This window comes from Paenibacillus sp. FSL R10-2782 (assembly GCF_038592985.1).
Classification (GTDB): domain Bacteria; phylum Bacillota; class Bacilli; order Paenibacillales; family Paenibacillaceae; genus Paenibacillus; species Paenibacillus terrae_C.
In genome coordinates this window covers 3618561-3630697 of record NZ_CP151951.1, presented here as the reverse complement: position 1 = coordinate 3630697, position 12137 = coordinate 3618561, and the positions used below count along the sequence as shown (strand labels likewise).

10 protein-coding genes are annotated in these 12137 nt (G+C 47.0%); 9 read left to right on the top strand and 1 reads right to left on the bottom strand.

Annotated features, from left to right (window positions below):
• Window positions 1–48: 48 nt before the first annotated feature.
• The 5 genes from NST83_RS16405 to NST83_RS16385 all read left to right on the top strand — a co-directional run bounded on the left by NST83_RS16405 (window position 49) and on the right by NST83_RS16385 (window position 6051).
• Window positions 49–1320 carry a stage II sporulation protein P gene (locus tag NST83_RS16405; RefSeq protein ID WP_342414941.1) on the top strand — a complete coding sequence of 424 codons (1272 nt, stop codon included), beginning with the start codon at window positions 49–51 and terminating at the stop codon, window positions 1318–1320.
• Between the two features lie 27 nt (window positions 1321–1347).
• Entirely contained in the window at window positions 1348–1857 is a 510-nt protein-coding gene (locus NST83_RS16400) for a hypothetical protein (RefSeq protein WP_342414940.1), read from the top strand.
• 71 nt (window positions 1858–1928) lie between these two features.
• On the top strand, window positions 1929–3743 hold the full coding sequence (lepA, locus tag NST83_RS16395; protein ID WP_137061854.1) for a translation elongation factor 4: 1815 nt from the start codon (window positions 1929–1931) through the stop codon (window positions 3741–3743).
• Window positions 3744–4227: 484 nt separating this feature from the next.
• Window positions 4228–5415 (top strand): radical SAM family heme chaperone HemW, encoded by a 1188-nt coding sequence (gene hemW / locus NST83_RS16390; protein WP_342414939.1) that lies wholly within the window; start codon window positions 4228–4230, stop codon window positions 5413–5415.
• A gap of 159 nt (window positions 5416–5574) precedes the next feature.
• Window positions 5575–6051 carry an N-acetyltransferase gene (locus NST83_RS16385; protein ID WP_014282525.1) on the top strand — a complete coding sequence of 159 codons (477 nt, stop codon included), beginning with the start codon at window positions 5575–5577 and terminating at the stop codon, window positions 6049–6051.
• Window positions 6052–6134: 83 nt separating this feature from the next.
• Here the strand turns inward: NST83_RS16385 and NST83_RS16380 are convergent, their stop codons facing one another.
• A complete protein-coding gene (locus tag NST83_RS16380) occupies window positions 6135–6695 on the bottom strand; it encodes a hypothetical protein (protein ID WP_342414938.1) in 561 nt (186 codons plus the stop codon).
• A gap of 265 nt (window positions 6696–6960) precedes the next feature.
• Between NST83_RS16380 and hrcA the strand changes: the two genes are divergently transcribed.
• The 4 genes from hrcA to dnaJ all read left to right on the top strand — a co-directional run bounded on the left by hrcA (window position 6961) and on the right by dnaJ (window position 12046).
• Window positions 6961–7992, top strand: coding sequence for a heat-inducible transcriptional repressor HrcA (hrcA, locus tag NST83_RS16375; RefSeq protein ID WP_342414937.1), 1032 nt, complete (start codon window positions 6961–6963; stop codon window positions 7990–7992).
• A gap of 182 nt (window positions 7993–8174) precedes the next feature.
• The gene (gene grpE / locus NST83_RS16370; protein ID WP_137061858.1) at window positions 8175–8747 is read left to right on the top strand and encodes a nucleotide exchange factor GrpE; all 573 of its coding nucleotides are present in this window, start codon (window positions 8175–8177) and stop codon (window positions 8745–8747) included.
• 85 nt (window positions 8748–8832) lie between these two features.
• Complete coding sequence (dnaK, locus tag NST83_RS16365; RefSeq protein WP_137061859.1) at window positions 8833–10668, top strand: molecular chaperone DnaK; 1836 nt, start codon at window positions 8833–8835, stop codon at window positions 10666–10668.
• Between the two features lie 247 nt (window positions 10669–10915).
• Complete coding sequence (gene dnaJ, locus NST83_RS16360; RefSeq protein ID WP_137061860.1) at window positions 10916–12046, top strand: molecular chaperone DnaJ; 1131 nt, start codon at window positions 10916–10918, stop codon at window positions 12044–12046.
• Window positions 12047–12137: the final 91 nt, after the last annotated feature.

Sequence of the window (12137 nt, the reverse complement as noted above, 5' to 3'; positions counted from 1 at the left end):
TCTGAATATGAGGCGGGCTTCGACGGGACGAAGGAGGACAAGACCCACATGAAAAAAATTCAAACCTGGAACGTCGGAAGATGGAGAAGAAAGGGCCTTGAAATTTTGGCTATGGGACATACGCTTGTGCTGCTTATTATGGGCTCGGCGCTTTTATTTGTTGTATTGGGGCTTGGAGGCCTGGCGGAAAATCGTTTGCAAACGTCTCCGGTGTCTTCGATGAAAGGATTTGCAGGTTCGGTTTCCAGTGGTTTTTTTGCGGACATGCTCGGCATGGAAGTACCTCATTTGGCACAGAAGAAGCAACAATCTTCGTTGTCGGGTGAGCAATGGTCTCCTTTTATTTTTCAAATGCTTACAGGTATTAATCCACAGGACCCCAAAAGTCTCATTGCTCGCGAAATTCCTGGTATGTCTGCGGGTACGCCTGTCTTGCTGCGCAAGGGCTCAGGGAACAACAAGGTGGAGGCACCTACGGATTATCAGCCCGATCAGGGAACAACGGATGCTCCCGGCGGCCCTGATGCTGCTGCAGACCCACCGAACAATAGTTCTACAACGCTAAATCTTCCGACAACGCCAGAAACGGACCCTGCGCAAGAGGATGATCCGAGTGATACAGCAGTCAAAGGTGCCAAGCGTATATTAATCTACCATTCTCACCCGAGAGAGGCATATAACCCTTTGCTCAGTAAAACCACCTCCAATCCCAATTCTGGCTCAAAATCAGCCAATGTGTCGAGAGTAGGGGATTTTGTAAAAAAGAGATTGGAGAAACAAGGGATAGCTACTTTGCATGTGAACAAGGACTATGCCAAAACCGTTCAAAATTACAATTGGAATTATTCCTATAAATATTCGCGTGAAACAGTCAAGGAAGCGTTGGCTGGAAATAAAAGCCTAACCTATCTGCTTGATATCCACAGAGATTCTCAACGTCACGGCAAAACAACAGCAACGATAAACGGACTTTCATATGCCAAGGTGTATTTTATTATCGGCCATGACAACAAAAACTGGCGCAAAAATGAAGCTTTCGCCGCTCGTATTCATGAGAAGCTGGAAAAGTCGTATCACGGCGTTTCCCGCGGGGTATGGGGGAAGGATGGTGGTAAAGGCAACAACGGTGAGTACAATCAGAGCTTGTCCTCTCATAGCATTTTGATCGAAATTGGTGGGGTTGATAATACAGAGGAAGAATTGAAACGTACCTCTGACGTTCTGGCAGATATGATTGGCGAGGTGTACTGGGAGGATCAGAAAGCCCAGAAAGCGGGTACTAACGTATCCGATACGAAAAAGAGCAACGGTGGCAATTAATTGAGGCGGCGGAAAGGAGGAAATGCAATGTCCGGACATTTTCGTAAAAAAGCGCTTGGATTTGTACTTCTGATGGGGGCGGGAGTTCTGCTCGGCATGCAGTTGGCAGGCTCTGGCTTACGCTCTGTATACGGACCGGAGTGGGCTGGGGACCCGGTTCAAAGCGGGGTTCAGCAGAAAGTCGGATACGAGCAGACCCTTATTGAAGACACACCGGCAGCGGATGTTCGTACTTATACCCGTGCGTATAACGGAAATGGCAACGTCGTAATGGAGTCGGGAACAGGAGCCGTTGCGAGCGAAGCTGATGCAAAAGAACGAAGTAAGGCCCAAACTACTGGCGAGACCCCTCAATGGTATTCAACTGCACAGGGCGCCAATTCAAAGGGCTTGGAGACACCGCGTGAACTGTTGGTGGTCAAGGCAGAGCAAGCCTCGGTGGATACCATGGCAGACAAAACGGCCGGACTGCTGCAAAACCTGTCGAGACAGGGTATTCGCTGGGTTGTGTCTGTTTTTGACGGAGTGACGGAATAGAAATATTGCTGACCCCCCATACAACTGCTATAATAAGCTGATTGACACTAGGCATTGTGTGGGGGTAAGGCATGACTGACATTTTGGCAAGACAACGTAAAATTCGGAACTTTAGTATCATTGCACATATAGACCACGGTAAATCCACGCTGGCTGACCGGATTTTGGAATACACCGGTGCACTCACATCCCGTGAAATGCAGGAGCAAGTGCTTGATCAGATGGATCTGGAACGGGAGCGCGGGATTACAATCAAGCTCCAGGCAGTGCGACTCACTTATAAGGCCGATGACGGCGAAGAGTACATTTTGAATTTGATTGATACACCTGGACACGTCGATTTTACGTATGAGGTTTCCCGCAGTTTGGCGGCCTGCGAAGGTGCTCTGCTGGTTGTAGATGCTGCACAGGGCATTGAAGCGCAGACATTGGCTAACGTATATTTGGCGTTGGACAACAATTTGGAGATTCTGCCGGTGCTCAACAAAATTGATTTGCCAAGTGCTGATCCTGAACGTGTGAAGCAGGAAATCGAGGATGTTATCGGCCTGGATACGAGCGAGACTGTACACGCATCGGCCAAAGCTGGAATCGGTATCAAGGAAATTTTGGAACAGGTGGTTAGAAGCGTCCCGGCTCCGCAAGGAAATCCGAACAATCCGCTGAAGGCGCTTATTTTCGATTCGCATTATGATCCATATAAAGGCGTTATCGTATATGTCCGTGTCGTAGATGGCAGCATCAAGGCAGGTTCCAAAATTAAAATGATGGCGACCGATAAAACGTTTGAGGTTATCGAGGTAGGAGCCTTTATGCCACGTATGAGCATCGTGGACGAGCTGAACATCGGTGATGTCGGTTTTATCGTTGCTGGTATCAAGCATGTGGGTGATACGCGTGTCGGGGATACGGTGACGGATGCCAAAAATCCAACACCAGAACCGATGCCAGGCTATCGGAAAATTAATCCGATGGTATACTGCGGGCTATATCCGATTGAAACATCTGAGTACAACGATCTACGTGAGGCGCTCGAAAAGCTGCAATTGAATGATGCTTCCCTCAGCTTTGAGCCGGAAACATCAAGCGCATTGGGCTTCGGGTTCCGTTGCGGGTTCCTTGGTCTGCTTCATATGGACGTTATTCAGGAACGGATTGAACGCGAATTTAACATCCCGCTGATTACAACGGCGCCAAGCGTTATTTACCGTATTAAGCTGACGAATGGCGAAACGATCCAGATCGATAACCCTTCGAATTACCCGGAAATCGGACGAATTGAGCATGTGGAAGAGCCATACGTGAAGGCAGGCATTATCGTGCCTAATGATTACGTAGGTACGGTTATGGAGCTTTGCCAGACCAAGCGCGGCGAGTATGTGAATATGGAATATCTGGATACGACACGGGTAACGATTACGTACCAGATTCCGCTGTCCGAAATCGTGTACGATTTCTTTGACCAGCTTAAATCCAGCACCAAAGGCTACGCCTCCTTCGACTACGAGATTTCAGGCTATCGCCAGTCTAATCTGGTAAAAATGGATATTCTGTTGAACGGCGAACAGGTCGATGCGTTGTCGTTCATCGTTCACAGAGATCGCGCTTACCATCGCGGACGTATCATTTGCGAGAAGCTGCGTGAGCTGATCCCACGCCAAATGTTTGAGGTGCCAATACAGGCATCTGTCGGAACAAAGGTTGTAGCGCGTGAAACCGTTAAGGCTATGCGTAAAAACGTCTTGGCTAAATGCTACGGCGGCGATATTTCCCGTAAAAGGAAGCTGCTTGAAAAGCAAAAAGAAGGCAAGAAGCGCATGAAGCAGGTCGGTAACGTAGAAGTACCACAGGAAGCATTTATGGCGGTACTGAAAATAGATGAGTAAAGCTGCTTGACACAAGCAGCACCGTATTCAATTTGGTACATCACAGAACGTGAGTATGAATTGAATACGAATAAGTAACAACAGTATGACCCCGTAGTAATTTAGGTACACATTCTGTGATGTACCTAAATTACTGCGGTCCGCTTGTTCCCAAGCGGTATTCGTCCATTCTTTCATGTGGCCATTTGCCGTTCATGAAGAATGGACGTTCTTTATTTGAGCAAGCTATCCAGAGACGGAGGGTCCGATCAAGTCCCTAAAAAAATGGCTGACTGACGGTGGCGGGCAGCAGCGTAGTGGATGGAATCGTTCTGAAGAAGCAAAGCATTTGCCTGAAAGCGTAATTTACCCCAGGATTTTAACCTTTAGTTTTTCAATGAAAAAAATCCGGGGGAACAGTGGTCGGAAGAATGATCCGTACACGTAACGATCTCTCCCCTCACTGCCCTTTGACCACACCTCAACACTGACAAGGAGGATCGTTATGACCGCATCCATACACAAACATGAATATTCATCCGCGCCTCAAGCGGTTTATCTGCATATACCATTTTGCACGAATAAGTGCTTTTACTGTGATTTCAACTCTTACGTGCTTAAGGATCAGCCTGTTATGGAATACCTGTATGCACTGGAACGGGAAATGGAGCATACAGTTCGCCTTCACCCGCCAGGTGAGATTAAAACCATTTTTGTCGGGGGCGGAACACCAACAACGCTGAATCCGAAGGAAATGGAATATTTCCTGAAAAGCGTTCGTACCTACTTCCCGAACTGGTCGGATGATATTGAGTTTTCCATGGAGGCCAATCCGGGCACAACTGATTTTGAAAAACTCACAGTAATGAAAGAAGGTGGCGTGAACCGACTCAGCTTCGGCGTACAGGCTTTTCAAAATGAATTGCTTACGGGCATTGGTCGTATTCATAATACAGATGATGTTTATCGTAGTCTGGAAAATGCACGTAAGGTCGGATTGGACAATCTGTCGATTGACCTGATGTTCGGTTTACCGAATCAGACTGTAGAAATGCTGCATGAAAGCGTCAGCCGGGCACTGGAGCTGGGGCTTCCTCATTACTCCATCTATAGCTTGAAGGTTGAAGAGAACACCTTATTCCACACGCTGTACCAGAAAAATCAGCTTCCACTTCCACATGAGGACGACGAGCTGGAGATGTATTTGCTCCTGATGCGTCGCATGAAAGAGGCGGGCTACGAGCAGTACGAGATCAGCAATTTTGCGAAACCAGGTTTGGGAAGCAAACACAATATGACCTACTGGCGAAATGAGGACTATTATGGTCTTGGCGCTGGGGCGCACGGATATGTTGGCAGAGAGCGTCATATGAACATTAAGGGCATTAATCCTTATGTGGAGGCTACCCGTAACGGACTGCCGCGTCTGGATAGCTTTGAGGTTCCGGCGGCCGAAGCGATGGAGGATTTTCTCATGGTCGGCTTGAGAATGCTGGAAGGTGTCTCGAAGTCCCGCTTTGAGGCTCAATTCGGTCAGTCACTTGAGGATACGTTTACGGCCCCACTCGGAAAAATGCTGAATGCGGGATTGATCGAACCGGTCGAGGACGGTTATCGTCTGAGCGAACGTGGTATTTTGTTCGGAAATGATGTATTTGCGGAGTTCATCGGTTCCATTACAGTAAATTCATAAGTCGTAGCTTCAAAACGGTACGTTTGCACACCACCATTAGAGGGGGCATTCATTTTATAACACAATTCTGTCACGTCAGGGTAAATGAAGTATTGCGATTCTATGCGTAATGTTGTATATTTATTCATTATATACGGCAAGCGGCAGGAGGAGAGCAAGATGGCTTCAGTGTGTAAAGATGTATTGTGCAGAAGTGCGGTTCCTGAGGATGTGGAGCCTTTATACCAAATGATTAGCGGCTATGCGGAGCGGGGAATTATGCTCCCGCGTTCAAGGGAAGTGCTTATGCGTCAACTGGAGCTGTTTATTGTGGCTGAAGTGGACGGCGAAGTCGTCGGCTGTGGTTCTTTATGCAAACTGGGTGATGATTTGGTAGAGATTCGCTCACTTGGTATTTCTGAAGGACATAAGGGTATGGGCATCGGCTCCAAGCTCGTAGAGGGCCTTATTATAGAAGCACGGCGGCAGCGTATTCCTAAAATTATGGCTTTGACCTACGAGGTCTCCTTTTTTATAAAAAACGGGTTTGATGTGGTAAACAAAGAGATTTTCCCTGAAAAGGTATGGACTGATTGCATTAACTGTAGTAAACAAAACAATTGTGATGAAATTGCGGTGTTAAAAATGCTGAACTGACCTGAGAATGATCAGGTCAGTTCGTTTTTTATTGGATCGAGCTTATATTTGGTCGTGGTAGATATAAGCTGTAATTGCTTGTCTCATTTTTGGAAATTTTCAAGATACCGCCACATCAACTTGTGATGTGGGTAAAGTTTTGCTGGTATATCTTCAAGGCTCCATATTGTATCTTCATCACTATCGTTATTATAAAGGTGAAATGAACCATCCAGAGGAATATCGTATCTGTATTTGTACAAGGCTACCACATATTTTTCTTTTGCTCCCGTTCGGTAGGTGTTAAAGGAGGGTTTCTCCAAATCGGCCGGGAGTGAATGATCATAGTCGTTAATTGCTGCAATACTATCGTTTATTTGCTGGGGGATACTTGGACTGAACTCTTGTGGATACAAGGAAACAGGAATTCTTAGGGTAAGCAGGACTACGACCAATAAAATAATAATGTAAAACGCGCTATAAAATTTGCGGATTAAAAAAGCGGTCAAACCAATAAGGACAGCGTTAATCATAAAAATAAAAGGCAGCATAATAACTCTTCCCAACCCTGTGTATGGAAACAATTTAATCAAAAGGTAAAACATACAGAGAGTAGGCAAGAGTGCAATCAGTACATTGATAAAGCTGCGACGATTTGTTCTCAACCAGCTTCCTCCTTATCATACAGCAGAGCTCAATATATTATAGAGAATAAGAAGCATGTTTTCTATATTTTTCTTGAAAAATTTATAAAAACAGTTTTGTTGTCCGTAGTGATTGAAATCATGCTATTGAAAATACTGATCTGACTTGACAATGATCAGGTCGGTTTGGTATTTTTGTATTATCGGTTAGCACTCATCGCTAACGAGTGCTAATGATTCCATTGAACGACCATGCTATTATGGATAAATAAAAGGGGGGATTCGCTTGTTAACCGAACGTCAGAGACTCATTTTGAATGCGATTATTGATGACTACATTCGTTCGGCTGAGCCAGTGGGTTCCCGCAGCATATCCAAAAGGCAGGATGTCGGATTCAGCCCCGCTACGATCCGTAATGAAATGTCGGATTTGGAGGAACAGGGCTATCTGGAGCAACCCCATACCTCTGCGGGACGCATCCCGTCTCATAAAGGCTACCGCTATTATGTGGATCATTTGGTACCACTGGATACGCTGAAGCCTATGGAAACGCGGGAACTAAAAGCCTTTTACGCCGAAAAGCTGAATGCAATGGAACAAGTAATCCAGCATGCATCAGGTATTTTGTCCCATATGACCAATTATACTTCCATCCTGCTTGGGCCGGAGGTTTTTCATACTTCATTGCGTCATTTTCAGCTATTGCCGCTCAACGAAACGACGGCTGTAGCGATTATCGTTACCAATACCGGTCAGGTGGAGAACAAGACAGTAGACATTCCGCCGGGAATTTCAATTTCCGAGATGGAGAAGGTCGTGAATTTGCTGAATAGCAAGCTGGTCGGCGTGCCGATTTATCAGCTGAAATCACGTCTTTACACCGCACTTGGTCAGGAAATGGAGAAGCATGTGTCTCATTTTGAGGACGCTATGAAGGTGCTGGATAAAGCACTGGATAATGAATCGGATCAGCGCTTATATTTGAGCGGTGCGACGAACATGCTAAATCAGCCTGAATTTAAGGACGTTGAAAAGGTCAAACATATTCTCGATTTGCTGGAGGAAACACCAACGTTGCTTAAGTTAATGATGCCTGTCGCCGGAGCGCCCGAAATTCAAGTCCGCATCGGCACAGAAAATGATCACGAGGCGTTTGCCAATTGCAGTCTGATTACCGCGACGTATGCGGTAGATGGCGAAGCGTTGGGTACAATAGGTATACTGGGCCCAACACGGATGGAGTATGCGAGAGTTATCAATATTTTAGGTATCCTGTCTAAGGATTTGACCGCAATGCTTACGCAGCGGTTTAAATAGAATAAGACTGCACATGCTGCGGTTCTACATGTTCCGCGCCGGGGTACGGTATGTATCCTGCGCGGTTGCATTGCTGCGTGTTTTTGCTAAGTAACAACAACTTGAAATGAAGTGCAGCAAACAAGTTTGAATGTACAAATATGAATGTAATGGTAGTTATGACTTGAAGGAGGTGAAACATTTTGAAGGAAGAACAAGTGTTCCAAGAAGAAAAACAACAAAATGTAAGCACAGAGGAAGCCACTGAGACGAACCAGCAGGAAGAGCCGGTGAACGAAGCGGCAGCACTGGAAGCCCAAGAGGGTGATACAGAACTGGCTAAGCTTCGCGTGGAGGCGGAAGAGCACCAACAGCGTTTTTTACGCGCACAGGCGGATTTCGATAATTTCCGTCGTCGTACGCTGAAAGAAAAAGAGGACCTTGCCAAATATGCATCTATGAAGCTGGTTACCGAATTGGTGCCTGTTCTGGATAACTTCGAGCGTGCGCTGGCAACAGCACCGCAAGGAGCGGAGGCTGAGTCATTCAGCAAAGGTGTGGAGATGATCTTCCGTCAGTTTGAGAGCGTGCTTCAGGCTGAGGGAGTGACGGCCATGAATGCGGTGGGCCAACCGTTTAACCCTGATTTCCATCAGGCGATTATGCAGGTGGAAAGCGAAGAGCATGAGGAAGGCATCGTCGTTGAAGAGGTGCAAAAAGGATACATGCTGAAGGACAAGGTGCTTCGTCCGGCTATGGTAAAAGTGAGCATGTAGCTTTTTTAATATACATTAGCAACACATCTTGGTTTTAACTATTACGGCCTGAAGGCCTCGTATATACAGAAGGAGGAACTGTCTGATGAGTAAAGTAATTGGTATTGACTTAGGTACAACCAACTCTTGTGTGGCTGTTATGGAGGGCGGCGAAGCCGTTGTAATTCCAAATCCGGAAGGCGCACGCACAACCCCTTCGGTTGTTGGTTTCAAAAAAGATGGAGAACGTACTGTAGGTGAAACAGCAAAACGCCAAGCGATCACGAACCCTGATCGTACAATTATGTCCATTAAGCGTCACATGGGTACAAACTATAAAGAAAGCATTGACGGCAAGGAATATTCCGCACAGGAAATCTCTGCCATGATTTTGCAAAAGCTGAAATCCGATGCTGAAGCTTACCTGGGACAAACGGTAACTCAAGCTGTTATCACAGTTCCAGCTTACTTCAATGACAGCCAACGTCAAGCAACCAAGGATGCGGGTAAAATCGCGGGTCTGGAAGTGCTGCGTATTGTCAATGAGCCAACAGCAGCTGCACTGGCATACGGTATGGAAAAATCCGAAGACCAAACAATCCTTGTTTATGACCTGGGTGGCGGTACATTCGACGTATCCATTCTGGAACTGGGCGACGGCTTCTTCGAAGTTAAAGCGACAAGCGGTGACAATAAGCTGGGCGGCGATGATTTCGACCAAGTGATTATTGATTACCTCGTAACTGAGTTCAAAAAAGATCAAGGCATCGACCTGAGCAAAGATAAAGCAGCTGTTCAACGCTTGAAAGATGCAGCAGAAAAAGCGAAAAAAGAGCTGTCCGGCGTACTGACAACGACGATTTCCCTGCCGTTCATTACGGTAGCTGACGGCGTTCCACAGCATTTGGAACTGAACCTGACTCGTGCAAAATTTGAAGAATTGTCTGAAGGTCTGGTAGAACGTACTTTGGGACCTACTCGTCAAGCGATGAAAGATGCAGGCATGAGTGCCAGCGATATCGACAAAATCGTGCTGGTCGGCGGTTCCACACGTATTCCGGCTGTACAGGAAGCGATCAAGAAACTGACAGGCAAAGAGCCTCATAAAGGCGTAAACCCTGATGAAGTGGTAGCTTTGGGTGCCGCAGTTCAAGCAGGCGTACTGACAGGTGATGTGAAAGACGTCGTTCTCCTCGACGTAACTCCACTCTCCCTCGGTATTGAAACTGCAGGTGGCGTATTTACAAAAATGATCGAGCGTAACACGACGATCCCTACCAGCAAATCGCAGGTATTCTCGACGTATGCTGACAACCAGCCTAGCGTGGAAATCCACGTATTGCAGGGTGAACGTGAAATGGCAGCAGGCAACAAAACGCTGGGCCGTTTCCAACTGGGAGATATTCCTCCAGCACCACGCGGTGTACCGCAAATCGAGGTTACCTTTGATCTGGATGCCAACGGTATCGTAAACGTATCTGCTACGGATAAAGGTACAGGCAAGAGCCAAAAAATTACAATCACATCTTCCAGCGGCTTGAGCGACGAGGAAGTAGAACGTATGATGAAAGACGCTGAGCTGCATGCGGAAGAAGATAAAAAACGCAAAGATCTGGTAGAAGCGAAAAACTCTGCGGACCAACTGATTTACTCCGTAGACAAAACGATCAAGGATCTGGGCGAAAAAGCGGATGCAGGTGAAGTCGAAAAAGCGAATGCAGCTAAAGAAAATCTGCAAAAAACGCTGGAAACTGACAACCTGGAAGACATCAAAAAGGCTACTGAAGAGCTGACTGAGATCGTTCAGCAGTTGTCCGTGAAGCTGTATGAGCAAGCTGCGCAAGAAGCACAGGCTCAAGATGGCGCAGCAGACAGCAAAGGCCGCGACAATGTGGTTGACGCAGACTATGAAGTTGTTGACGAAGACAAGAAGAAAGACTAAGCTACGGATCGGGTAGTGTAGCATTACGGTACACCGGTGCGTTATAATATACTGAATGAAAAGAAGCAGCGTTGCTGCCTTGATAAATAACGAATAGCCGAAGGGTAACAGTTATTTTCAGAATAAATAAGCATATTGCGGGTTGTACTGCCTTGAAATGATGGGAAGGTCAAAGCCGGGTCATCCCGTGCCTTTGGCTTTCCTTTTATATGTAGTGCAGACACGTTGTAGGCATGGGGGTGGAACATTGGCTGATAAGCGCGATTATTATGAGGTGCTGGGCGTCGCGAAGGGCGCTTCGGATGAAGATGTTAAAAAGGCTTACCGTAAGCTGGCGCGTCAGTATCATCCGGACGTGAACAAGGCTGCAGACGCGGAAACCAAATTTAAAGAAGTGAAAGAGGCTTATGACGTTCTCAGCGATGGTCAGAAGCGGGCAAGATATGATCAATACGGTCATGTAGACCCGAATCAGGGCATGGGAGGCGGCTTCGGTGGTGGGGCCGACTTTGGTGGCGGATTTGGCGATATTTTTGATATGTTTTTTGGTGGTGGCGGTAACGGTCGTCGTGATCCGAATGCACCGCAACGTGGCAATGATCTTCAATATACGATGACGATTGAATTCAAGGAAGCTGTATTCGGCAAGGAAACCGACATTAACATTGAGCGCACGGAAACGTGTGATACGTGTCACGGTACGGGAGCCAAAAAGGGTACTCAACCACAAACCTGTTCCGTCTGCCACGGTAGCGGACAAGAAGAAGTGGTACAGAATACACCGTTTGGCCGAATGGTTAACCGTCGCGCCTGCTCGAACTGTAGTGGTTCTGGTAAAATCATTAAAGAAAAATGTACCACTTGTAGCGGTTCTGGTCGTGTGCGCAAGCAACGTAAAATTCATATCCGTATTCCGGCGGGTGTGGATGACGGTGCGCAAATGCGTATCAACGGTGAAGGCGAAGGCGGTGTCAACGGAGGACCGGCAGGTGATCTGTATGTCGTTTTCCGTGTGAAGACGCATGACTTCTTTGAGCGTGAGGGAGACGATATTTACTGTGAAATTCCGCTGACGTTCTCGCAGGCAGCGTTGGGAGATGAAGTCGAAATTCCGACGCTGACCGAGAAAGTGAAGCTGAAAGTTCCGGCTGGTACACAAACAGGAACATACTTCCGTCTTAAGGGCAAGGGTGTACCAAAACTGCGTGGTGTAGGTCAGGGGGACCAGCACATTAAGGTGGTTGTGGTAACCCCTAGCAAGCTGAGCGAGGAGCAGAAGGATTTGCTGCGTCAGTTCTCTTCGCTTAGCGGTGAGCAGACACATGAGAATGAGCAATCTTTTTTTGACCGTGTGAAGCGCGCCTTCCGAGGCGACTAAGCCAGGGTAGAATCGCGGAGCTTCAACCATGAATCGGAGGGAACTGTTCCGTAATTGCGGAGTAGTTCCCTTTTTTTATTATACGAAAGAG

What these genes read in the sequence shown, in the direction of transcription:
- NST83_RS16405 (WP_342414941.1), top strand. Translation starts at nt 49, where the DNA reads ATGAAAAAAATTCAAACCTGGAACGTCGGAAGATGGAGAAGAAAGGGC.
- NST83_RS16400 (WP_342414940.1), top strand. Translation starts at nt 1,348, where the DNA reads ATGTCCGGACATTTTCGTAAAAAAGCGCTTGGATTTGTACTTCTGATG.
- lepA (WP_137061854.1), top strand. Translation starts at nt 1,929, where the DNA reads ATGACTGACATTTTGGCAAGACAACGTAAAATTCGGAACTTTAGTATC.
- hemW (WP_342414939.1), top strand. Translation starts at nt 4,228, where the DNA reads ATGACCGCATCCATACACAAACATGAATATTCATCCGCGCCTCAAGCG.
- NST83_RS16385 (WP_014282525.1), top strand. Translation starts at nt 5,575, where the DNA reads ATGGCTTCAGTGTGTAAAGATGTATTGTGCAGAAGTGCGGTTCCTGAG.
- dnaK (WP_137061859.1), top strand. Translation starts at nt 8,833, where the DNA reads ATGAGTAAAGTAATTGGTATTGACTTAGGTACAACCAACTCTTGTGTG.